Raw genomic sequence first — 23,358 nt, forward strand, 5'->3', positions numbered from 1 at the left:
CGTGGAGGTATGGCGGAATCTGGTCTCAACGCGACAGCGGCAGCCCTGCTCGGGCTGCTGCACGAGGGTCCGATGACCGGCGGTCAGTTGATGGCCGCCGCGACCCGTCGACTAGGGCCATTCTGGTCGATGACCCGTAGTCAGGTCTACCGGGAGCTTCCGGCGCTAGCCGATCTGGGCTACGTCCGGCTGGGCAAACCGGGGGCGCGTTCGAGCCAGCCGTACGCGATCACCCCGGCGGGCAAGCGCGCGTTCGCGCGTTGGCTGGCCGAGCCGGACGGGCGCGAGGCGCTGCGTAACCCGGTCGCGCTGCGGGTCGCGTTCGGTGCCCACCAGTCGCCCGCCCAGCTCCAGGAGCTGTACGAGCAGGCGACGGAGTACCACAGCGCCTCCCTGGCCGACGCCCGGGAACGGGCCAAGGAGACCAGGAAGGCCGGCGACGAGTTCGGCGCCGCCGCCCTGGATTTCGCCGTCGGGTACCACAAGGCCGCGCTGTCCTGGCTGAAATCGGTTCCGGGGAAATAGCAGACTACGCTTGACACCGTGACCGCTGCCGACTTCGCCGACGCCCTCAAGCAGCTCGACGCCACCCTGCGCAATATCGAGACCGTCCTGGATCTTGACCGGCTCCGCCGGGACAAGGCCGACCTGGAGCAGCAGGCGTCCGCGCCCGACCTCTGGGACGACCAGGCGCGGGCGCAGCAGGTGACGTCGCGCCTGTCGTACGCCCAGGGTGAGATCAACAAGCTGGAGCGGCTGCGCGGACGCCTCGACGACGCGCAGGTCCTGCTCGAGCTGGCCGAGGCCGAGGGCGACGAGTCGTCGCTGGCCGAGGTCGGCCAGGAGGTCGTGGCGCTGCGCCGGGCGATCGAGGAGCTGGAGATCCGCACGCTGCTGTCGGGGGAGTACGACTCCCGCGAGGCGGTCGTCACGATCCGCTCCGGCGCGGGCGGCGTCGACGCCGCCGACTTCGCCGAGATGCTGCTGCGGATGTACCTGCGGTGGGCGGAGCGGCACGGCTACCCGACGGAGGTCTACGACACCTCGTACGCCGAGGAAGCGGGCCTGAAGTCCGCCACGTTCACGGTCAAGGCGCCGTACGCGTACGGCACGCTGTCGGTGGAGGGCGGCACCCACCGCCTGGTGCGGATCAGCCCCTTCGACAACCAGGGGCGCCGCCAGACCAGCTTCGCCGCGGTGGAGACGGTTCCGGTCGTCGAGCAGACCGACGAGATCGAGATCCCCGAGGACGACCTGCGGGTGGACGTCTACCGGTCCAGCGGCCCCGGCGGCCAGGGCGTCAACACCACGGACTCGGCGGTCCGGCTCACCCACCTGCCCACCGGCATCGTCGTGAGCTGCCAGAACGAGCGGTCCCAGCTGCAGAACAAGGCGACCGCGATGACGGTGCTCAAGGCCAAGCTGCTGGCGGTCAAGCGGGCGGAGGAGGCGGCCACGCTGAACGCGCTGCGCGGTGACGTGGCGGGCTCCTGGGGCGACCAGATGCGCTCGTACGTGCTGCACCCGTACCAGATGGTCAAGGACCTGCGCACCGAGCACGAGACGGGCAACCCGTCGGCGGTCTTCGACGGCGACATCGACGGCTTCATCGAGGCCGGCATCCGCTGGCGCAAGCAGCAGGAGATGGCCGCCGAGGCGGGCTGAGTCGGGGAGGACGGCCGGCGGCGACGCCCGGCGGCGCGCCGGCCGGTGTCGCTGGCATGACCTAAGTCACAGCCAGTGACGAAACCCTTGCGTGGGTATTGATCCGACTGACCGTTTGGGCCGTTTTTCGGGGCGAGGGTATGGGGTCCCACCTCGGCGCTTTTGGCGTTTGGGGCTCCCCGCGTAGACTCACGACCCGTGATTCAGCTCGAGCATGTGACGAAGACGTATCCCAAGGCGTCCCGGCCCTCGCTGGACGACGTGTCGGTGGCGATCGACAAGGGCGACTTCGTCTTCTTCATCGGTCCGTCCGGCTCCGGCAAGTCGACGATCATCAAGCTCCTGCTTCATGAGATCACCCCCAACTCGGGCAAGGTGTACGTCAACGAGCGCGACGTCACCACGATGCGCTCCTGGAAGATCCCCACCTTCCGGCGCTCGATCGGCTGCGTGTTCCAGGACTTCCGGCTGCTGCCGAACCGGACCGCGTACGAGAACGTCGCCTTCGCGCTCGAGGTGATCGGCAAGTCCAAGGGCGTGGCGCGCCGCGTCGTCCCCGAGGTTCTGGAGCTGGTCGGCCTTGGCGGCAAGGAGCACCGGTACCCGCACGAGCTCTCCGGTGGGGAGCAGCAGCGGGTGGCGGTCGCCCGCGCGTTCGTCAACCGGCCGCTGATCCTGCTCGCTGACGAGCCCACCGGAAACCTCGACCCGGACACCTCGGTCGAGATCATGCGGCTGCTCGACCGGATCAACCGGACCGGCACCACCGTCGTGATGGTGACCCACGACTCCAACATCGTCAACCAGATGCGGCGTCGCGTCGTCGAGATCGAGAGCGGGCGTATCGTCCGCGACCAAGCACGCGGCGTCTACGGCTGAACTGACGGGCCGGTTCGGCCCGTACCACCAGTCGTAAGCCAGCCGAACGCGTAAGAAACTGGGAAGGAACCCCACCGGATGCGCGCGAAGTACGTCCTGGCCGAGGTTGTCACGGGACTGTGGCGCAACGTGACCATGACGATCGCCATGATGATCACAATGGCGGTCTCGCTCACCATGCTGGGCGCCAGCCTGTTGATGTACATGCAGGTCAAAAGCTTGCAGGACTTCTTCTACGGCAAGGTCGAGGTCTCGATCTTCCTCAAACTGGACGTCACCGACGATCAACGCGCCGCGCTGAAGTCCGACCTGGAGCGCGACCCGCTGGTACAGCAGCCGGTCATCTACGAGAGCCGCGAGACCGCCATGAAGCGGTTCAAGGAGCAGTTCAAGGACGCGCCCGACCTGGTCAACGCGACCAAGCCGGACAGCCTGCCCGAGTCGTACCGGGTCAAGCTGAAGGACCCCAACCAGTTCAACGAGGTCGCCAGCAGGTACAACGGCAAGGAGGGGATCTCCGAGATCATCGACCAGCGCAAGCTGCTCGGGAAGATCTTCGGCATCTTCAACTCCGTGCAGAACGTCGCGTTGATCGTCGCGATCGTGCAGGGCCTGGCCGCTCTGCTGCTGGTCGCCAACATGATCCAGATCGCCGCGTTCAGCAAACGCCGCGAGGTGGCGGTGATGAAGCTCGTCGGGGCCTCCAACTGGTTCATCCAGGCGCCGTTCGTGTTGGAGGCGGTCTTCGCCGGCCTGGTCGGCGCGATCCTGGCCTTCGCCGCCCTGTGGTTGTCGAAGCACCTGTTCCTCGACGGCTCGCTCAAGGCCCTGCAGAACGTCTTCCCGCCGATCCCCGAGAGCAACGTCCTGCTGATGCTGCCGGTGCTGGCCGGTATCGGTGCGGCGATCAACGCGATCACCGGTTGGATCACTTTGCGGTTCTATGTCCGGGTCTGACCATCCGGATGACACCGTTTAGGCCCAACTGCATAGCCGACACGTCCGTTTTGTTCAAGATGCACTCTTGACACGTTTTTGTGGCGTACGGTAACTCTCGAGTACTACTGGAGGGTTACCGTTGGAGACGACTCGTTCGAGCCGCCGGAGGACCGTGCCGGTCCTCACCCTGACCCTGGCGGTGGTCCTGTTCGGGGCGGTTCCCGCCGGCGCCGACCCGGCCGACGACAAGAGCCGGGTCGACGCCGAGCTGGCGCAGACCAGCGCCACGCTGGAAGCGGCGACCTCCCGGGCGCAGCAGGCGGTGGCCCAGTACGCCCAGGCCAACGCGCAACTGCCGGGGGCGCAGAACATGCTCGCGGACGCCCGTGGCCGGGTCGCCGCGGCCGAGGTCGTGGCCCGCCAGGCCGACCGCGAGGCGGCCGCGGCCGACGAGGTCAAGACCGAGGCGGCCAAGGAGTACCAGTCGGCGGCCGTCAAGGTCGACGAGTCGCGGGCGCACGTCGGCGAGTTCGTCTCGCAGACGTACCGCGGGAGCGGCTTCCTGGCGCTCAACTCGATCCTGGAGTCCGGCTCGCCCAGCGAGTTCGCCAACCGGGTGGGGTACCTCAACCAGGTCGCGGCGGGGAAGACGCGGGCGCTCAACGCGCTGACCGTGGCCCGCGCGCAGGCCAAGGAGCGGGAGGACGCCGCCGAGGTGGCCCGCCAGCGCGCCGATCAGAGCCGCCAACAGGCTCAGCAGGCCCTCGCCGCGTCCCGTGCCGCCCAGGCCGGCGCCGAGCAGGCCGCGACGGACGTGCAGAACCTGATCACCCAGCGCCAGCAGGCCATCGACGTGGCGAACCAGGAGCGGACGGCGGTCCTCGCCAACTACGACCGGCTCAAGGCGGAGAGCGACCGGATCGCCGCCGAACTGCGGGAGGCGGCGAAGAATCGCAACGGCGGGAGTCCGCCGCCGACCGTTACGCCGCCCTCCGGCGGCGGTGCGTTCTTCATGATGCCGACGGCCGGGTGGAAGTCCAGTGACTACGGCATGCGTTACGACCCGTACTACAAGGTCTGGCAGTTGCACGCCGGCATGGACATCGCCGCACCGTCCGGGCAGGTGATCTACGCCGCCGCCGACGGCCGGGTGGTACGCGCGGGCTGGAACGGTGGGTACGGCAACTACACCTGTATCTCGCACGGCAACTACCAGGGCCGGGATCTGGCCACCTGCTACGGCCACCAGTCGGCGATGATGGTCTCCGCCGGCCAGTACGTCCGCCGCGGCCAGGCCATCGGCCGGGTCGGCTCGACGGGCGCGTCGACCGGTGCGCACCTGCACTTCGAGGTGCGCCGCGACGGTACGCCGGAGAACCCCCAGGGCTGGCTGCCCGCCTGCCTCTGCTGATCGTGTTCGGGAGAACGGCGCCCTCCTGCAAGTGGGAGGGCGCCGTTCTCGTTGGGCGGGATGATCTCGTTGGCCGGTGCGCGGCGTCGGCGGGTAGCATTGCGTGGTTACGCACCGGGTCATGGAAGGTGGGGGCGATGCCGCGCGAGAAGGGTCGCAAGGTGGTCGCGTCCAACAAGAAGGCGCGCCACGACTACGCCATCCTCGACACGTACGAGGCGGGCATGGCGCTGACCGGTACCGAGGTCAAGTCGCTGCGGGCCGGTCGGGCGTCGCTGACGGACGCGTTCGGCCACGTCAGCAACGGTGAGGTCTTCCTGCACGGGATGCACATCCCCGAGTACGCCCAGGGCACCTGGACCAACCACGAGCCGAGGCGGGTCCGCAAGCTGCTGCTCAACCGCCTGGAGATCGGCCGCCTCGTCGGCAAGCTGCAGGAGAGCGGGCTGACCCTGGTGCCGCTGTCGGTGTACTTCTCCGACGGGTGGGCCAAGGTCGAGTTGGGCCTGGCGCGCGGTAAGAAGTCGTACGACAAGCGGCAGGATCTGGCCAAGCGCGACGCCCAGCGGGAGATCCAGCGGGCGGTCGGCCGTCGCGGCAAGGGCATGGAGTGACGTAGGTCGCCCCGGGATAACGGGATGAATCTCGGCCCCTGAGGCGTTAAACTGGTATGGCTGCACGAATCCACCGGGCAGCACTGCAACGATCACGGGGGTGACTGGTTTCGACTTCGTGCGTCGAGGCAGGTGAAGCGAGCCGAGGAAGCCGACGTTGTCTCGTGAATCAGTCGTCGGAAAAAAATAAGCGCCAACATCAAGCGCGATCAGCTCGCCCTCGCCGCCTGAGGCTAGGAACGAGCTTGTCGGTCCGGGGGAGCCTTCGCCCCGGTACACCGGCATCAGATAGAAGGCTGGCCAATCGAACCCGGTCGCGGGGGTCGTGCGGCGAGATTAATTGCGACTGGGCCCGTCACACCGACTCGCTCGCGTGATCGGAGGGGCCGAGTAGAGGCATAGCGAGCTGCGCTCGGAGAAGCCCTGGCAACACGACGAAGGACCCGGGTTCGATTCCCGGCACCTCCACAGGGGGTTTTCCCCGAAAAGCTGGATTCGTTTCCCCGAATCCGGCTCTCGGGAAGAGCCCACAACTTGATCACGTAGGGCCCGGTCAACAGACCGGGCCCTACGTGTGTCTGCACCTGCTCGAGCACGCCCCCGGACGGTGCAGCCCAGGTCGGCGGCGGCAACAGGCCAGATGCGACGAGGGGCCCGACGGTCGGTCGGGCCCCTCGCTACCCAAGCCTCCGGTGAATCGCCGGTGGGCGCTGGGCTACTGCTTGTTCGCTGCCTGGTACTGCTCGTCGGTGACGGGTTCCAGCCAGGTGGTGGGGTCACCGCCGTCGGGAAGATTCTCAAGCATGGCGAAGTGGCTCATGAAGGTGTCCGCTGCGGCGCCGTGCCAGTGCTCCTCGCCTGGCGGGCAGACGATGGTGTCGCCGGGGCGCACACGCACGACCGATCCGTCGCGGGTTCCGACCAGCCCGACGCCGTCGGTGACGTGGAGGGTCTGGCCGACAGCGTGGGAGTGCCAGTTGGTGCGGGCGCCCGGGGTGAAGCGGACGAGGGCGACGACCATCCGCGAGGGCCCCTGGCCCTGGTGGACGGGGGTGACGTAGACGTTGCCGGTGAAGGTCTGCGCGGGGCCTTTCGCGGTCGGGTTGATGGGTCGTAGTTCCACGTGGTTCTCCTATGGTGTCGCGGGCTCGGGACCGACGGTCGTGGAGGTCAGGGACGCAGCAGTGCCTTGATGGCGCGGCGTTCGTCCATCGCGCGGTAGCCCTCGGCGGCCTGGTCGAGCGGCAGGGTCAGGTCGAACACCCTGCCGGGGTCGATGTCGCGGTTGTAGATCAGGTCGATCAGCTCGGGCAGGAAGCGGCGCACCGGCGCGGGACCGCCGTGCAGGTGAACGTGGGAGAAGAACAGCTCCTCGCCGGGCAACTCGACGCCGTGGGCAACGCCGACGTAGCCGACATGGCCGCCGGGTCGGGTGGCGCGGATGGCCTGCATCATCGACTCCTGGGTGCCGACGGCCTCGATGACCGAGTGCGCCCCGAGACCACCGGTGAGTTCCTTGATCTTCGCCACGCCCTCGACGCCGCGTTCGGTGACGATGTCGGTCGCGCCGAACTCGATCGCAAGCTTCTGCCGGGGCTCGTGCCGGCTCATCGCGATGATCCGCTCGGCGCCCAGCTGCCTGGCCGCGAGCACCGCGAGCAGGCCGACCGCGCCGTCGCCGACGACGGCGACTGTCTTGCCGGGCCGCACGTCGGCGGCGACGGCGCCGAACCAGCCGGTGCCGAGCACGTCGGAGGCCGCCAGCAGGCTCGGGACTAGGTCGTTGGAGGGGATCTCCGGGGTGGCCACGAGGGTGCCGTCGGCGAGCGGAACGCGCAGATGCTCGGCCTGGGCGCCGCCCGCGCCGACGTACTCGCGATGCACGCATGAGCTCTGGTAGCCGGCCTGGCAGATCTCGCAGGTGTTGTCACTGGCGAAGAATGAGCCGATCACGAACTGGCCGGGCTTGATCGACCGGACCTCGCTGCCGACCTCCTCGACGATGCCGACGTACTCGTGGCCCATCGGGGCCGGCCCGTTGACGGCTTCGATTCCTCGGTAGGGCCACAGGTCCGAGCCGCACACGCAGGTGGCGGCCATGCGGATGACGGCGTCGGTCGGCGCGGAGATCTTCGGGTCGTCGCGTTTCTCGACGCGGATGTCCCGGGGGGCGTGGAGTACGGCTCCTCGCATGGTTGGTCGTCCCTTCAGGGCGTGGGGTGTTACAGGGTTGGATGATCGGTATCCGGCCCGGCTGCGGCGTGGCCCGGTGCGGGGTGTTGCCGTGGCCGGTGCGGTCACTCGCCGCGGAAGACCTGCTTGGCGACGGCCATCGCCGACATGGCCTTCGGCCATCCGGCGTAGAAAGCCAGGTGGGTGATCGCCTCGATCAGTTCCTGCTCGGTCGCACCGTTCTCCTTCGCCAGGCCGAGGTGATACACCAGCTGCTCGGTGTTCCCGCTGGTCGTCAGGGCTGCGACCGTGACGAGGCTGCGCTCCTTCGGCGACAGCTCCGGGCGCTTCCAGACCTGCCCGAACAGCACGTCGTCGGTGTAGGCCACCAGGGCGGGTGCGAAGTCGCCGAACATCTTCTCGGCGCCCGAGGGTTCGGTATGTTCTGCGTTGTCTGCCATTTCTCTCATCCTTTTCCAGTTCAGTTACCCGGTCGCGGCTGCGCGTGCGGATGGAAGGCCCTGTGTGGCCAGCGCCCCGGGGATGGGGCAGCGGGCGTTCAGCCGCAGCGTCGCCGCGGCCGCACCTGGGCTCACCATCGGGTCGACGTACGTGCCGCCGTAGCGGGCGTACTTGCTGCGGTACACCCGGTCGATCACGTCGTGGTCGGCGTCGGTGGGTTCGTCGAACGTGACGTCGCGTTCGACTCCGCCCGCGCGGATGCGCCCCTCGGGGCGGCGCAGCACTGACCGGAACCAGGCGCCCCCACGTTCCCGGTAGGACCGTACGTACAGGTCGTCGCCGACCCGCACGACCCAGATCGTGGTGTAGGGGCGCAGCGACCCGTCCGTCCGCAACGCCGCGATCTCGAGTTCGTCCGCGCTACCGATCGTGTCGAGTTCCTCGGCAGTCCAGTTACTCATCTCGTTGCCATCTCCGGTGTCGTGGCGTTCTCGGTCCGGGCGCTGATGCTGGCCGCTCGGGCCGGTCCAACGCCCCGTCAATGTGTGGGTTGCCCGTCTGGGGAGGACGGCTTCAGCAGCAGGCTCGAGGCGGCGGCCGCGAGCGCGACCCCGGCCGCGAGCAGCAGGCTGGTCCGCAGGCCCGCCATGAAACCGGCAGGCTGCGCCAGTAGCGCGCCGAACACGGCCACGGCGAGCGCGCCGCCGACCTGCCGGCTGGTGTTGAACACGCCGCTGGCCGTGCCTGCCCGGTGTCCGGGGACGCCGTTGAGCAGCATCGCGGTCATCGGCGGCATTACCAGCGGACCGGCTACCCCGACGAGGACCATCAACACGGCCAGCGCCGACACGGGCGTCGAGGCCGGCGCGACGCCGAGGATCACCAGGCCCGCCGTCATCGCGACCAGGCCGGCGATGATGAGCGCTCGCGCGCCCAGCCGTTCGGCGAGGCGGGCGCTGAACGGGGTCAGGGCGGCGCCGATCAGCATCATCGGCAGGAACGCCGCGCCGGTGGCCAGCGACGACAGGCCGCGCAACTGCTGCAGGTACAGGCTCATCACGAACGGCAGCCCGTAGTAGCCGACGATGAACGCGAACCCGACGGCGACGGCGACCGTCACGGTGCGCGACCGGAACAGGTCGAGGGGAACCATCGGGTGCGCGCCGCGCGCCTGGGCCGCCAGGAAGGCGATCAGCGCCACCACCGCCACCGCGAAGGCCGTCACCACCCGGGGCGCGGCGAAGCCTGCGGCGCCGGCTTCGATCGCCCCATAGGTGAGACCGCCCATCGCCAGGGTCGCGGTCACCTGCCCGACCCAGTCGAACGGCACCGTCCGGTGCGGCGAGCGAGCCGTGCGGGCGAGCAGGATCAGCGCCACCGCACCGACCGGCAGGTTGATGAAGAAGATCCATCGCCAGCTGGCCAGGGTGAGCAGACCGCCGACCACCGGGCCGGCCGACGACGCAGCGGAGCCGCCCATCGCCCATACCGCGACCGCGCGCGCCCGTCTCACCGGATCCGCATACGCCTGGCTGATCAGCGCCATCGACGACGGCATCATCACCGCGGCCCCCCCGCCCTGCACGAATCGGGCCACCACCAGCGCCCCCAGGTTCGGCGCCAGGCCGCAGGCTGCGGACGCGACCACGAACACCGTGACGCCGGCTGCGAACGCCCGGCGCGCGCCGACCCGGTCCGACAGTGCTCCAGAGGACAGCAGCAGCGCGGCGAACATCAGCGTGTAGCCATCCACCACCCACTGCAGCCCGGTGATGCCGCCGCCGAGGTCGCGCCGGATCGAGGGCAGGGCGACGTTGACCACGACGGCGTCGAGCGTGATCACGAAGAAGCCGAGCACGGCGGCGGCCAGAGTCGAACTGGAACGGGAGCCGTCCGACGCGCCTGAGCTGATGCGCTGGCGTCGCATGACGGAAGGCATGGTCATCGGAAGCTGGCTCCTGCGGATGCTTTGGTCCACCCCGATGGGGGTGGCCGTCACCGGCGGTCTCTGGTGACACCTCCACGCAACCACGTATCCGCGTCGTGAGAGAGGCCCTGCTGAGAGGGGTAAAGGCAGTACCCCTGTGATGGAGGGCAGCGTCCATAAACTCGGGATGGTGACCAGCAATGATGACCTCCGCAGCGAGATCCGCGAGTTCCTCGCCTCGCGTCGGGCTCGGATCACGCCGGAGCAGGCCGGCTTGCCGGTCTACGGCGGCAACCGACGCGTGCCCGGGTTGCGCCGGGCGGAGGTGGCGATGATCGCCGGGGTGAGTCCGGACTACTACGTCCGGCTGGAGCGCGGCAACCTCAACGGCGTCTCCGACAGCGTGCTCGAGGCGCTCGCCCGTGCGCTCCAGCTCGACGAGGCCGAACGCGCCCACCTGTTCGACCTGGCCCGTGCGGCCAACACCACCCCCCGTACCCGCCGCCGACCCGCAGCGCAGCGAGTCCGGCCCGGGGTGCAGCAACTCCTCGACGCGATGACCGACGCGCCAGCGTTCGTGCGCAACGGACGCCTCGATGTCCTCGCCGCCAACCGGCTCGGCTACGCGCTCTACTCTCCGGTGTTCGACGACCGGGCCCGGCCGGCGAACCTGGCCCGGTTCAGATTCCTCGACCCCCGCGCGATCGAGTTCTATCCCGAATGGGATGAGTCGGCGAACAGCGCGGTCGCCCTGCTGCGCACCGAGGCCGGACGCGACCCGTACGACAAGGCGCTGACCGACCTCGTGGGAGAACTCTCCACGCGCAGCGAGGACTTCCGGACCCGGTGGGCCGCGCACAACGTGCGGCTGCACCAGACTGGGCTCAAACGCTTCCATCACCCCGTCGTCGGCGAGCTCAGCCTGAACTTCGAGGCGATGCCGCTGCCGGCCGACCCCGGCCTGACCATGACCGCCTACAGCGCCGAGCCCGGCTCCGCCTCCCAGGACGCGCTCCGCCTCCTCGCCAGCTGGGCGGCGACGCAAGAGGAAACACCGGCAGAACCCACACGCAACGATGCCTGATCCCCGTCGAAGCTCCTCGCCCGGTTCGCTTGGGGCACATCTCGACGCAGCCGAGCACATCGCTGCCGACGCCACGCGGCTCCCGTGACGAGCGCCCGGGTCTGCCAGGCACGTCATTTGTCGCCAGAGACGAGCCCGTGTGAACAAAACGCATTCGTGTTGTGAAGGGCTCGCTGGGGAAGGTCAACCGCAACATCGTGACCTGCGAGAAGGCATTTCGGGAAAACCCCACAGGGGGGTCTTCGCAGAATGTGCGGAGACTCTTCGCAGAATGGCAGAACGCCCCGGACCACCTGGTCCGGGGCGTTCTGGGTTTTTGGCTGGGTGCCCACCGTCTGCGGAATGCCGATCTCGGCCGGTGCCGGGTGATCGGGCGTAACGGCGGAGCGTCCCAGGACGTGAGCAAGGCTGATCAGGTCCGGTTACAGCCACGCGGTCGTCGGCCTCGGTGGGTCAGCTGCGGGGTAGGGCTCGGCCGTCGGGAAGAGTGCGGCCGCTCAGGAGCGCCACCAGAGAACCGCTCTCGGCACGCACGACCTCGCCGCTGCCCCAGCTCCAGCCGGTGTCGGTGGCCTCGAGACGGACGCCGGTCAGGTCGAGCCCGAACCACGCACCGTTCGCGGCGGTGAGCTCGTCGAGGATGGCGGTCACGGCCTCTTCTGGAGCGACTGCCGGGCGGCCGAGCGCGACCGTCACGTCGAGGGCGTGGATGACGGCGTGGCTGAGCGCACCGGCCGCGCCGCCACCCGGCGGCTGCCACGCGTGCAGCAGCGGGGAGCGCAGGCCGTCCAGGTGTTCGGCGACCGGCAGGGAGGCGTCGCGCGCGGCCACGGTGTCGGAGAGTACGGCGAAGTCCCCGCCGGCCGCCGCCATCTCGGCTCCGAACTGTTCGGGCGTCAGCCGAGCCGGCATCGTCACGTGCGCGACCACGTGCCGCACCTGCCACTTCTCGCAGAGCGACGGGGCGTCCCAAGTCTGGACAGGTGAGGAGGCGAGTAGGTCGGCGAGGGCGTCATAGGTCGGCGCCACCCAGGACTGGAGGCCGGTCACGGTCATTCCTCTCGGATAAGGCGCACCGTAGGGCGGTTGCTGACGGTACGCGCATTGGACTTGGGGCGCATGAGTTGGTGCAAGGTTCTCCTATTTAGGGCCCGGTCATCACACCGGGCACTACGCGTGTCCGGGGGACATGCGGCGGTTACAGAAGCCGGCCGGAGGCCCCAGCCGATCGTGCCAGGGCAGACGTGCCGGTCAGCTCAGTGCCGGTCAGCAGCGAGGGTTGGCCAGGCGATGCTCGGTACACGATTGGCATGGGCGCTGCGGACGGTCTCCATGAAGGTGTCCCGCGCTACCGGCCCGGTGAAGTCGGCGGTCAGGTCGGTGACGTGGACCAGATCGGAGATGATCTCGGCCGGTCCTATGACGGCGATGAGGCTGTCGCGGCGGCGGCGGCTGATTCGGATGCGAGCGCGCAGTGATCCGTCGGTGTCCAGTCGAGCGCGCATGCCAGCCGTGCACAGGTCGTCGACCAGTGCTCTGGCGTAGTCGTCCTGGGCAGGAGTGATCGGCAGGACGCAGACCTGGACGGGTGCCAGCCACAGCGGCAACCGGCCCGAGTAGCGCTCGAGCAACGCGGCGACGACGCGTTCCATCGCGCCGACGGTGCCCCGATGGATCATGACGACGCGTTGGCGGGTGCCATCCGCGGCATCGTAGGTCAGGTCGAGCCGCTCGGGCTGGTTGAAGTCCAGTTGGACCGTCGCGATGGTCTCCTCGGAGCCACGCTGGTCGCGCACCTGAAGATCGAGCTTCGGCCCGTAGAAGGCCGCTTCACCGACGGCCTCCACAAGCGGGGGGCCACCCGGGCCGAGCACCTCCGCGGCAGCCGAGCGCAGCGCCTGCTCGGCATCCTGCCACTGAGTGGCCGAGCCCAAGTAGCTGTCGCTGCCGTCGCGGCGGGACAGCCGGACGTAGTCGACCGGCAAGCCGAGTACCCGCTGGGACTCCAGAGCGGAGCGCAGCGCCCGGGCGACCTCGGCGGCGGTCTGATCCGGGCGGCAGAACACGTGGGTGTCGTCGAGCGAGATCTGCCGCACCCGGCTCAGACCGCTCACGACCCCGGACCGTTCGGCGCGGAACATTGACGCCAGCTCGTTGAGCCGGATGGGCAGCTGCCGGTAAGAACGTTGCTGGGACGCATAGATCATCGCGTGGTGCGGGCAGTTGGCCGGGCGTAGCACCAGCTCATCACCGCCGAGGCGCATCGGCGGGAACATGTCGTCGCTGAACTTGTTCCAGTGCCCGGACCGCTCGTACAGCGCACGCTTGCCCAGTACAGGGGAGTAAACCGGCAGGCACCCGTCGCGGTGGGCAATCTCTCGCGCGAGCATCTCCAGCTCATACCGGATGACGGCTCCCGCAGGCAGCCACAGCGGCAGCCCGGCTCCGATCATCGGGTCGGTCGCGAAGATGGCCATGTCGGCGTTCAGGTCCCGGTGGTCGAGCGCCGAATGTCCCGGCTCCGAATGACTGGTCACGGTGGCTCCTTCGGTGGCAGTGCCGCCGGAGCCCGCCGTCGGGACGACTCAGCCCCGGAGCACCGCTCCGGGGCTGAGTGAGTTGCCGAATTGCAGCAGCTAGCGCCGGAGACGATCCGGCGTCGTGGTCAGCTGCTGTACGAACATGCCGCAACCATACGACACATCGAAGCGGGTCGCGCGCCTATTCCAGCGAGCATCCCTGCGAGACGGCATGTCGGGGAAAGCCCACAGGACAGGTCCCGGGAGTGTCGTGAAGACGCTCCCGGACCTGTCTACTACGTGGGGCCCGGCGGAGTCACGCGCCCGACGCGTACAGCGTGCCGACCTCGTCCGCGGACAGCGCGCGGTCGTAGACGTGCACCTGGTCGAGTTTGCCGCCCCAGAAGTCCACCTGGTTGCCCTGGTACTGCGCGCGCCCGAGCACGGTGTGACCGCCTGCCGCGGCACCGGGGCAGTAGGAGGCCGTACCCGCGAGGGTGCCGTCGACGTAGAGCCGCAGCTCGCTGTGCTGCGCGTCGCGGACGCCGACGAGGTGGTACCAGCGCCCCGGGCTGGGCGCGGTCGGCGCCAGCGCCCGGATCCCGACCGCGCTGAACGCGAACCGGTGGTCGACGCCCGAGTACTGCAGGAAGAACTCGCTGGTACCCCCGGCGCTGTCCTGGCTCACCGCGGTCTGGAAGGCGTTGCCGGGATCGTCGATCGTCACCCACGCCGACACGGTGTAGTTGCCGGTCGTGTCGAGGATGCTCGCCCCGGTGTCCACCCACTGGTTGCCGCCGTTGAACTGGAGCGCGTTGCCGTTCTTGCCGGCCACCGGAGTCGGCCCGTTGACGAGCGTCCCGTCGTTCCCCTTGCCGGACGCGTCCGGCGTGGTGCCGCCTGCGGCCTGGTCGAGCGGCCAGGAGCCCACTCCCGTCAGGCCCGGGGTACCGGGCGGCGGCGGGGGCGGGTTCGAGACGTTGCCGGCCGCGGCGAGCACCGCGAGGTTGGCCGCCCGTACCCGCGCCGCGTCGACCTTCAGCACCCGCCGGTCGTACGTCATCAGGCCGTTGACCTCGCCCTCGACGTCGTACGGCTGGGTGTAGATCGAGCCGGACAACCCGCACCTGATGCAGGACTCCAGATCCTTGTCCATGCCCACGTACCGGTCGGTCAGCTGCTGCGACGAGTTCTCCATCTCGTACGCGAAGCCACCGCCGAACCACATGTGCCCGGGGACCTTCAGGCCCAGCCCGCCGAACTCGCCGTCGACGATCGCCCGATGGTCGGTGATGACGGGATGCCCGGGAGCCGGATAGTTGTGGTTGTCGTAGATGTCGCCGGCGTGCGGGTCGGGCAGCGAGGCGCAGCAGTTCTGGCCGCTGTCGGTGTTGACCAGCCGGCTCGGGTCCCAGGCCTTGACCTCGTTCGTGACGCGAGCCGGGTCGTACTCGCCCCAGCCCTCGTTGAACGGGACCCACATCGTGATCGAGGGGTGGCTGCGGTGCTGCTCGATCATCGTGTGCAGTTCCGACTCGAACTCCGCCTTGTCGGCGGCGGTGAGCGGGCTGCCCCGGTCCGGGTTCATCGCCGGCATGTCCTGCCAGACGATGAGGCCCAGCTTGTCTGCCCAGTAGTACCAGCGTTGGGGCTCGACCTTGATGTGCTTGCGGACCGTGTTGAAGCCGAGCGCCTTCTGCTGCTGCAGGTCGAACTTGAGCGCGGCGTCGGTCGGTGCGGTGTACAGGCCGTCGGGCCAGAAGCCCTGGTCCAGGGTGCCGAGGTTGAACACGAAGGAGCCGTTGAGCAGCGCGTGCGGCTGCCCGTTGACGTCGCCGATCGACACCGAGCGCATCCCGAAGTAGCTGCCCACCCGGTCGACCGGCCGGTGACCGTCGACGAGCGCGACCTTCAGGTCGTACAGGAAAGGTTTGTCGGGGTTCCACAGCTTGGCGTGCGGCACGGGCAGCGCGAGCGCCGTGCCGACCGGCCCGGTGACCGAGCCGACCTTCGTGTCGCCGTCCCAGGCCGTCGCCTCGACCCGCTGGCCGGTCACCCCGGACGCCCGCACGGTCAGCTTCAGGGTGCCGTCGGTCAGGTCGGGGGTCATGTCGAGGCGGTCGATGTGCGCGGGGGCCACCGGCTCCATCCACACCGTCTGCCAGATGCCCGACGACGGGGTGTACCAGATGCCGCTCGGGTTGCTGCGCTGCTTGCCGACGGGTTGGTTGGAGGGGCCGGAGGTGCTCGGGTCGACCGCCCTGACGAGCAGCGTCTGCGGGCCGCGGCCGGTGACCGCGTCGGTGACGTCGGCGTCGAAGGCGTCGTAGCCGCCGGTGTGGGTGGCCACCTGTACGCCGTTGACCCACACGGTCGCCTGGTAGTCGACGGCACCGAAGTGGAGCAGCAGCCGCTGGCCGCCGGTTCGCCAGCTTTCGGGGACGGTGAACGTGCGGCGGTACCACATGTGGTCGTCGTGCCGCTGGACGCCGGACAGCAGCGACTCCGGCGGGTACGGCACGAGGATCTTTCCGGACAGGTTACCCGACGGCGGAGCCTGATCGGCGCTGCCGGCCTGGTACTGCCACACGCCGTTGAGGTTCTGCCAGTCGGAGCGGGTGAGCTGCGGGCGCGGGTACTCCGGCAGCACGTTCGACGGCGAGACGTCCTTGGCCCACGGCGTGGTGATCTGGTACGTCGAGTCGTTGACGACGTAGACGTTGAACCCCGGGACGCCTGAGCCGCCGGTCGTCGTGACGCCGCCCTGGCCGTCGTAGACCGCCCGGATGCCGTTGCCGGCCTGCCGGGGAATCGGCTCCGACAGGCGCAGCGCGACCGTAGCGGGATCACGACGGTCCAGCGCGGCCGACGCGATCGGCCACGCGGTGCCGTTGACCTGAACCGTGAAGTGCGTGGCCGCCCCGGCCGGTACCGGCTTCATCGCCTGGTCGAAGGTCATCGTGATGGTCTCACCGTCGGTCGGGACCGCAGACGACAGCGGCCCGGGGTAGGTGAATCCGGGCGGGAGGTACAGCGCGGAGTTCGGCACGATCTCCTTGGGTCGGCTCGGGCTCGACCAGCTCAGGTGCGCGTTCGAGCCGCCCCGGTTCTCGAAGTACTCCACCTTGATGTCGTACTTCCGGCCGGCCTGCAGCGCGACCGGGGTGCCCGTCTGCGGGTTGTCCCAGTCGTCGACCCAGTGGTCGATGACCAGCTGGTTGTCGACCCACACGCGGAAGCCGTTGTCCGCGACCATCGAGAACGTGTACGGCTCGGAGTACCGCGGCTGGACCTGCCCGGTCCACCGGATCGTGTTGTGGTCGTTCTGGCCGGTGAGGCTGTCGAGGACCGGTTCGAGGTCGTTGACGTCGATGTTCGGGTCGACGACGGTGGCCTTGAGGGTGGTGAACTGGTCGTAGGTTCCCGGCGCGCTGACATGGTAGTCGCCGCGGAGCCCGTGGCGTTCGGTTGTCGCCGCGCCCGCCCGGCTCGCCGGTACGGCGACCGACGCCAGTACCAGTGCCCCGACCGCGACAATCAGTTGCCGTACTCTTCGCACAGTTGATCAACCTCCATTCAGCCCGGCTCGGGATGGCCGAGCGTGCTCTCCCTGGTGACCAGCTCGAACGGCACCTGTACCTCCTCCGGCTCGGCTTCGCGGCTGCCGTCCAGCCGGCCGATGAGCGCGGCCACGGCCCGGCGGCCGATGTCGGCCTTGTCGGGGGAGATGGTGGTCAGTGTCGGATTGCTGTACCGCCCCTCGTCGATGTCGTCGAAGCCGACCACCGCGATGTCGTCGGGGACCCGCAGGCCCAGCTCGACCGCGGCGCGCAGCACGCCGATGGCGATGAGGTCGTTGTAGGCGAAGACCGCGTCCGGCGGCTCGGGCAGCGCCATGAGTCGTCGTAGCCCGGCTGCCCCGTCCGAACGTCCGAAGTAGTCGGTGGTCACGACCAGCCCCGGGTCGTAGCTGAGCCCGGCGCCGCTCAGCGCTTCCTGATAGCCGAGCAGACGCAGCTGGGCGGGTTGCCGGTTGACGTCGGACTGGGCGCCGACGAACGCGATCCGGCGCCGGCCCAGCCCCAGCAGGTGCGTCATCGCGGCGACGCTGGCCGCCACGTTGTCGATCGCGATGTGGTCGTAAGGCACGTTGTAGACGCCCTCGCCGACGAGCACCATCGGTGTCTCACTGGTCCGGCTCAGCACGTCGGCCCGCCTCAGCTGGACCGGCGAGAGGATGAGCCCGTCGATCACCTGAGCCCGGAACCCCTGACTGACCAGCAGTTCCTTCTCCCGGTCCCCGTCGGTGTAGTCCAGGAGCACGGTGTAGCCGTGCAGGCCGGCCTCGCGGATCGCCGCGTCGGCCAGCTCGGCGAAGTACGGGTTGTTGAGCTCCGGGATGGCCAGCGCGATGATCCCGGTCCGGCCGTTGCGCAGGTGCCGCGCGGACAGGTTGGGGCTGTAGCCGAGCTCGTCGATCGCCTGCCGGACCCGCTCGCGGGTGGCCTCGGCGACCGGGCGGTACCCGTTGACCACATTGGACACCGTCGCCACCGATACGCCGGCCCGTTTGGCGATGTCCTTGAGGCTGACCCCCATCGGCGTCACCGGATCCGCTGGGTACGGCCGAGGTACGTCTGTGCCACCACGACGACGATCAGGAACGCGCCGCTGACCACCGACTGGTACGAGGAGTTGAGCGAGCCGATCTGGTTGATGACGTTCTGGATCACGCCCAGCAGCAGCACGCCGCACAGCGTCCCGCTGAGTGTGCCGGCGCCGCCGACCAGCAGCGTGCCGCCGATGACGACGGCGGCGATGGCGTCCAGTTCCAGGCCGACGCCGAGGATCGTGACGCCCGACGACAGCCGGGCGGCGTTGAGCGCGCCGGCGAGCCCGGCCAGGAGCCCGCTCAGCAGGTACACGGTGATTTTGATGCGGGCGACCGGCAGGCCCATCAGGCTGGCCGCGTCCTCGCTGCCGCCGACGGCGAAGAGCGACTGCCCGGTTCGGGTGCGCCGCAGCACCAGGCCGCCGAGTCCGAATACGGCGAGGGCGATGTACACCGGGTAGCCGAAGCCGACGAGCGTGCCCTGCCCGAGCGTCGCGAAGGCCGAGCCCTTCGGGACCAGGAACGTGTCGGACCCCTCGTGGGTGATCGCGAGCAGCAGGCCGCGCGCGCCGAGCAGGCCGGCGAGCGTGACGATGAAGGCGGGCATCCGGGTCCTGGCGACGAGTACACCGTTGACCGCGCCGATGAGGCCGCACACCGCCAGCGGCAGCAGCAGCGCCGGCAGCAGGCCCCAGCGGGACGCGTACGCGGCGAGCACACCGCCGAGCGCGAACACGGAGCCGACCGAGAGGTCGATCCCGCCGCTGATGATCACGAAGGTCATGCCGAGCGCGACGATGGCGAGGAACGACGACTGGATGGCGATGTTGTGGGTGTTGTCGAGGGTGCCGAAGGACGGGAACGCGCCCGTGGCAACGGCTGCGCCCAGGAGGAGGACCGCGAGCGCACCGTGCCGCTGGACGAGCGCCGCGGCCCGCTCGGTCCGCCCGGGGGTGGCGGTGGGCGCCGGGTGGGTGTCCGCCATCGGAGGCTCCGTTGTCGACCGGGTCATCGCGACTTCCGCTCTCGGGCGACGTATACGGCGACGAGGATGATGACGGCCTGCGCCATCTGCGCGGTGGAGTCGGGCAGGTCGTGCTTGATGAGGGTGGCGCGCACCAGCTGCATGAGCAGCGCGCCGACGACCGTACCGAGGACCCGGACCCGGCCGCCGGACAGCGGGGTGCCGCCGACGACCACGGCGGTGATCGCGGACAGCTCCATCAGGTTGCCGAGCGCGGACGGGTCGCTGGCGTTGAGCCGTGCGGTGGCGAGCACCCCGGCGAGCGCCGCGAAGACACCGCACGCGATGTAGGTGCAGCACAGCACCCGGCGTACCGGAAGACCGGCGAGCTGGCTGGCGACCCGGTTGCCGCCGATCGCGACGAGCTGGCGGCCGAACGTCGTGCCCCGCACCACGAACCCGACCGCGACCGCCAGGGCTGCGGCGATCAGCACGACCGCGGGCACGCCCAGCACGTCGTCGCTGCCGATGGCCAGCAGCGCGGCGTTGTGGAGCTGCTTGAGCTGCCCGTCGGCGAGTACCAGCGCGAGGCCGCGGCCGCCGACGAACAGCGCGAGGGTCGCGACGATCGGCTGCAGCCCCACCACCGCCACGAGCGCGCCGTTGACCGCACCGACCGCGACCCCGGCGACCAGCGCGACCGCGATCGCGGGCACGGCGCCGTAGCCGAGGTAGAGCGGCAGGACCGCCGCGGCGAGCGCCATCACCGAGCCGACCGACAGGTCCACTCCTTCGGTACCGATGACCAGCGCCATCCCGAGTGCGACGATGACCACCGGCGCGACCTGGATGAGCTGGGTGCGCAGGTTGCCGACGGTGAGGAAGTGGTCGGTGAACGCGGCGTTGAACGCCAGCAGCGCCGCGACGGCGGCGTAGACGCCGTAGCCCGGTAGATACCGGGCGATGTGCCGGCGGTCGGCCACCGGTGCGGCCGTGCTCGTGGTCGCGGCCAGGTCGGTCATTCTGGTGCCTCCCCGTCATGGGCCACCGCGGCCATGAGGTGGGATTCGCTGACGTCGTCGCCGGCCAGCTCGTCGACCACAGCGCCGGCGTGCAGTACCACGATCCGGTCGGCGCCTTCGACGAGCTCCTCCAGGTCGGAGGAGATGAGCACGACGGCCAGCCCCTCCTGCGCGAGGTCGTCGATGAGCTGCTGGACCTCGGCCTTGGCGCCGACGTCGATGCCCCGGGTCGGCTCGTCCAGCAGCAGGACCTTCGGGTTCAGGCACAGCCACCGGGCGAGCAGGACCTTCTGCTGGTTGCCGCCGGACAGCTCCGACACCTTCTGGTCGGGGCTCGCCGCCTTGATGCGCAACCGCTTCATGAACAGGTCGACGACGCGGTCCTGCTGGGCGCGGGAGACCACGCCCACACGTGACAGCCTCGGCATCGCCGCGAGCACGATGTTCTCCCGTACCGACAGCTCCGGGATGATGCCTTCGGCCTTGCGGTCCTCCGGCAGGAGGCTGATGCCGGCCCGGATGGCCGCGGCGGGGGACAGGCGGCGCAGCCTCCGGCCGGCGACGGTCACCTCGCCGCGCTCGACCGGCAGCGCGCCGACGATCGCCTTCGCGGTCTCCGACCGGCCGGAGCCGAGCAGGCCACCGAGGCCGGTGACCTCGCCGGGGCGCACGTCGAACGATACGCCGGACAGCACGTGGCGCCGGGTCAGGTCGCGTACCCGCAGCACCGGCTCGCCCGCCGCGGCGGTGTGCGACTCGCTGAACCGGGTGAGCCCGTGCCGGCGTACCTCGGCCACGTCCCGGCCGAGCATCAGGGAGACCAGGCGCAGCCGGTCGAGCTCCGCGAGCGGCCCGGTGTGCACGACCCGGCCGTCTCGCAGCACGGTCACCCGGTCGCAGATGCGGTAGAGCTCGTCGAGGCGGTGGCTGACGTACATGATCGCCACGCCCTGTCCGCGCAGGTCGCGTACGACGCGGAACAGGGTGTCCACCTCGCGGGGCTCCAGCGAGGAGGTCGGTTCGTCCATGATGACGACGCGGGCGTCGACCGAGACGGCCCGCGCGAGCGCGACCATCTGCTGGGCGCCGAGGCCGAGCGACTGCAGCGGCGCCCGTACGTCGACGTCGATGCCGTACTGCGACAGCAGCGCGGCCGCGTCGGCGTACATCCGGCGGTGGTCGATGAGGCCGAACCGGCCGCGGGGTTCGCGCCCGAGGTAGAGGTTGCTCGCCACGCTCATCCGGGGGAGGAGGTTGACCTCCTGGTAGATGGTGGAGATGCCGGCAGCCTGGGCGTCCAGCGGGCGGCGGAACGACACCGGCCGCCCGGCGTAGCGGATCTCGCCGGCGTCGGGCGTGTACACCCCGGTCAGCAGCTTGATCAGCGTCGACTTCCCGGCGCCGTTCTCGCCGACGAGGGCGTGCACCTCGCCGCGTGCGAGCGTGATGGACACGTTGTCGAGTGCCAGCACGCCCGGAAAGCGTTTGGAGACGCCGACCAGCTCGGCGATCGGGCTCATATGTTCCCCTTCCACGCCGGGCGGGTGCCGGCGGCGGGCAGAACCGCCGCCGGCGTCCGCGTCGGATCAGTACGCTCCGGCGAGGGAGTCCTTGGCGTTGGTGCTGTCGTAGGCCCGGTCGGAGATGATGACGTTCTCCGGGATCGGCGAGCCGCTGTAGAACTGCTGGGCGGTGGAGAAGGCGAGCGGACCGAAGCGCGGGTTCGACTCGATCACCGCGTTGATCGTGCCGTCCACGATGCCCTGGACCGCGTTGCGGGTACCGTCGATGGAGACGATCTTGACGTCCTTGCCCGGGTTCTTGCCGGCGCCCTTCAGCGCGGTGACGGCGCCGAGGGCCATCTCGTCGTTCTCGGCGTATACCGCGGTGATGTCGGGCCTGCTCTGGATCAGCTGCTCCATGACCTGCTGGCCCTTGTCCCGCGCGAAGTCACCGGTCTGCTGCGCGACGATCTCCATGCCCGGCGCGCTCGCCTTGAGCTGGTTGACGAAGCCGTTGGTGCGGTCGGTGGTCACGTTGTTGCCCGAGGCGCCGAGCAGGATCGCGACCTTCCCCTTGCCGTCGGTCGCCTTGATCAGCGCGTCCGCGGCCCGCTTGCCCTGCTCGACGAAGTTCGAGCCCAGAAATGCGACGTAGTCCTTGCACGCGGTCGCGTTGATCTTCCGGTCGATCGTGAGGACCGGTACCTTCTTGGCCGCGGCGGCCTGCAGCGCCGGCTGGAGGCCGTCGGAGTTGAGTGGTGCGACGATCAGGAACTGCGCACCCTGGGCGAGCATGTCCTGTATGTCGCTGATCTGCTTCCCCAACTGCGACTGCGCGTTGGTGGTGAGCAGCTTCTTGACCCCGAGCCTGGCCGCCTCGTCCTTGATGGACTGCGTCTCGGCGATCCGGAACGGGTTGGCCTCCTTCTCCGACTGGGAGAAGCCGACGATGGCGTCCTTGAGGTCGAGCTTGGTGGCACCGTAGCTGGACAGGGTGCAGCCGCCGGCGCCCGCGTTGGGCGTGACGACCCGCTGCTGACCGGCGTCGCCGTTGGTGGATGCGCTGCCGCTGTTCTCGCTCTTGGCGCATGCCGCCAGCAGGATCGACGCGCCGGCCAGGAACGCCGTCGCGCCGGTGGCCAGGCGATGGTGACGTGTGATCACAGGTGCCACTCCTTACCTGAGGGAATCGCTGAGCTGCCGGCCGTCGGGCCGGTCGGGATGGTGGCGTGAAGACTCACCGGCGGGTGCTGGTGACACGAAACGTCGATGGGGGTGACCAGATGGACGCTTGCCGATATCGAGCAGGCTCTATAACGTTATACAGGTCACCGTCAGGGCCCGACAAGATTCCGTCGAGAAAACCCTCCGCCTCGCCAGGGCCGGCCTAAGGCGGCCTTGAGCTGCGGTTTTACCGGCGCGCGAACCGTCGGCAGGCGATGCGGCGCCGGGGTGTCCACGGTGCCGGTACTCCTGGCCTACCTGGTGGCGCGGCGCCAGATCACCGAAAGCCCGGCCCATATCGGCTCCCGCCAGCTCTCGCTCCTGATGGCACCGGCGCCCGTCCGGGCCGACGCGCGCACAAC

20 protein-coding genes and 1 other RNA gene are annotated in these 23,358 nt (G+C 69.5%); 8 read left to right on the forward strand and 13 right to left on the reverse strand.

The features are described 5' to 3' along the window. Positions 1 to 9: 9 nt before the first annotated feature. The 7 genes from Pme01_RS15800 (at position 10) to ssrA (ending at position 5,979) form a co-directional block, all read left to right on the forward strand. Positions 10 to 525 (forward strand): PadR family transcriptional regulator, encoded by a 516-nt coding sequence (locus Pme01_RS15800; RefSeq protein ID WP_168116399.1) that lies wholly within the window; start codon positions 10 to 12, stop codon positions 523 to 525. Positions 526 to 543: 18 nt separating this feature from the next. Next, positions 544 to 1,665: a peptide chain release factor 2 gene (prfB, locus tag Pme01_RS15805; RefSeq protein ID WP_168116398.1), complete on the forward strand. Its 1,122-nt coding sequence runs from the start codon at positions 544 to 546 to the stop codon at positions 1,663 to 1,665. A 198-nt stretch (positions 1,666 to 1,863) separates the two neighbouring features. Continuing rightward, positions 1,864 to 2,544, forward strand: a complete 681-nt coding sequence (gene ftsE / locus Pme01_RS15810) for a cell division ATP-binding protein FtsE (protein WP_168116397.1) — start codon at positions 1,864 to 1,866, stop codon at positions 2,542 to 2,544. A gap of 78 nt (positions 2,545 to 2,622) precedes the next feature. Beyond that, entirely contained in the window at positions 2,623 to 3,501 is an 879-nt protein-coding gene (gene ftsX, locus Pme01_RS15815) for a permease-like cell division protein FtsX (protein ID WP_168116396.1), read from the forward strand. A 154-nt stretch (positions 3,502 to 3,655) separates the two neighbouring features. Further along, positions 3,656 to 4,894, forward strand: a complete 1,239-nt coding sequence (locus tag Pme01_RS15820; protein ID WP_168116395.1) for a M23 family metallopeptidase — start codon at positions 3,656 to 3,658, stop codon at positions 4,892 to 4,894. Between the two features lie 137 nt (positions 4,895 to 5,031). Beyond that, the gene (smpB, locus tag Pme01_RS15825; RefSeq protein WP_168116394.1) at positions 5,032 to 5,508 is read left to right on the forward strand and encodes an SsrA-binding protein SmpB; all 477 of its coding nucleotides are present in this window, start codon (positions 5,032 to 5,034) and stop codon (positions 5,506 to 5,508) included. A 96-nt stretch (positions 5,509 to 5,604) separates the two neighbouring features. Then, positions 5,605 to 5,979, forward strand: a transfer-messenger RNA (tmRNA) gene (ssrA, locus tag Pme01_RS15830). Positions 5,980 to 6,223: 244 nt separating this feature from the next. On the opposite strand, the gene Pme01_RS15835 is transcribed toward ssrA, so the two are convergent. From Pme01_RS15835 to Pme01_RS15855, 5 genes are all read right to left on the reverse strand, one after another. After that, a complete protein-coding gene (locus Pme01_RS15835; RefSeq protein ID WP_168116393.1) occupies positions 6,224 to 6,631 on the reverse strand; it encodes a (R)-mandelonitrile lyase in 408 nt (135 codons plus the stop codon). Between the two features lie 47 nt (positions 6,632 to 6,678). Further along, positions 6,679 to 7,701 carry a zinc-dependent alcohol dehydrogenase family protein gene (locus Pme01_RS15840; RefSeq protein WP_168116392.1) on the reverse strand — a complete coding sequence of 341 codons (1,023 nt, stop codon included), beginning with the start codon at positions 7,699 to 7,701 and terminating at the stop codon, positions 6,679 to 6,681. A gap of 104 nt (positions 7,702 to 7,805) precedes the next feature. Continuing rightward, positions 7,806 to 8,141 carry a carboxymuconolactone decarboxylase family protein gene (locus Pme01_RS15845; RefSeq protein WP_168116391.1) on the reverse strand — a complete coding sequence of 112 codons (336 nt, stop codon included), beginning with the start codon at positions 8,139 to 8,141 and terminating at the stop codon, positions 7,806 to 7,808. Between the two features lie 24 nt (positions 8,142 to 8,165). Further along, positions 8,166 to 8,603, reverse strand: coding sequence for a DUF2255 family protein (locus tag Pme01_RS15850; RefSeq protein ID WP_168116390.1), 438 nt, complete (start codon positions 8,601 to 8,603; stop codon positions 8,166 to 8,168). A 77-nt stretch (positions 8,604 to 8,680) separates the two neighbouring features. Further along, entirely contained in the window at positions 8,681 to 10,087 is a 1,407-nt protein-coding gene (locus Pme01_RS15855) for an MFS transporter (protein WP_168116389.1), read from the reverse strand. 172 nt (positions 10,088 to 10,259) lie between these two features. On the opposite strand from Pme01_RS15855, the gene Pme01_RS15860 reads away from it, so the two are divergent. Then, complete coding sequence (locus tag Pme01_RS15860; protein ID WP_239088259.1) at positions 10,260 to 11,153, forward strand: helix-turn-helix transcriptional regulator; 894 nt, start codon at positions 10,260 to 10,262, stop codon at positions 11,151 to 11,153. A gap of 453 nt (positions 11,154 to 11,606) precedes the next feature. Here the strand turns inward: Pme01_RS15860 and Pme01_RS15865 are convergent, their stop codons facing one another. The 8 genes from Pme01_RS15865 to Pme01_RS15900 all read right to left on the reverse strand — a co-directional run bounded on the left by Pme01_RS15865 (position 11,607) and on the right by Pme01_RS15900 (position 22,936). Continuing rightward, on the reverse strand, positions 11,607 to 12,203 hold the full coding sequence (locus tag Pme01_RS15865) for a maleylpyruvate isomerase family mycothiol-dependent enzyme (RefSeq protein ID WP_203935656.1): 597 nt from the start codon (positions 12,201 to 12,203) through the stop codon (positions 11,607 to 11,609). A 206-nt stretch (positions 12,204 to 12,409) separates the two neighbouring features. Beyond that, positions 12,410 to 13,690 carry a threonine--tRNA ligase gene (gene thrS / locus Pme01_RS15870; RefSeq protein ID WP_203935657.1) on the reverse strand — a complete coding sequence of 427 codons (1,281 nt, stop codon included), beginning with the start codon at positions 13,688 to 13,690 and terminating at the stop codon, positions 12,410 to 12,412. Positions 13,691 to 13,988: 298 nt separating this feature from the next. Further along, complete coding sequence (locus Pme01_RS15875) at positions 13,989 to 17,231, reverse strand: LamG-like jellyroll fold domain-containing protein (protein ID WP_168116386.1); 3,243 nt, start codon at positions 17,229 to 17,231, stop codon at positions 13,989 to 13,991. 17 nt (positions 17,232 to 17,248) lie between these two features. Continuing rightward, the gene (locus tag Pme01_RS15880; protein WP_168116385.1) at positions 17,249 to 18,271 is read right to left on the reverse strand and encodes a LacI family DNA-binding transcriptional regulator; all 1,023 of its coding nucleotides are present in this window, start codon (positions 18,269 to 18,271) and stop codon (positions 17,249 to 17,251) included. A 5-nt stretch (positions 18,272 to 18,276) separates the two neighbouring features. Then, positions 18,277 to 19,269 carry an ABC transporter permease gene (locus Pme01_RS15885; protein ID WP_168116384.1) on the reverse strand — a complete coding sequence of 331 codons (993 nt, stop codon included), beginning with the start codon at positions 19,267 to 19,269 and terminating at the stop codon, positions 18,277 to 18,279. 23 nt (positions 19,270 to 19,292) lie between these two features. Further along, entirely contained in the window at positions 19,293 to 20,270 is a 978-nt protein-coding gene (locus Pme01_RS15890) for an ABC transporter permease (RefSeq protein WP_168116383.1), read from the reverse strand. Continuing rightward, positions 20,267 to 21,790, reverse strand: coding sequence for a sugar ABC transporter ATP-binding protein (locus Pme01_RS15895; RefSeq protein WP_168116382.1), 1,524 nt, complete (start codon positions 21,788 to 21,790; stop codon positions 20,267 to 20,269). The genes Pme01_RS15890 and Pme01_RS15895 overlap by 4 nt, the downstream gene beginning before the upstream one ends. Positions 21,791 to 21,856: 66 nt before the next feature. After that, positions 21,857 to 22,936: an ABC transporter substrate-binding protein gene (locus tag Pme01_RS15900; RefSeq protein WP_239088260.1), complete on the reverse strand. Its 1,080-nt coding sequence runs from the start codon at positions 22,934 to 22,936 to the stop codon at positions 21,857 to 21,859. Positions 22,937 to 23,358 lie beyond the last annotated feature (422 nt).

Source organism: Planosporangium mesophilum, from assembly GCF_016863255.1.
GTDB lineage: Bacteria > Actinomycetota > Actinomycetes > Mycobacteriales > Micromonosporaceae > Planosporangium > Planosporangium mesophilum.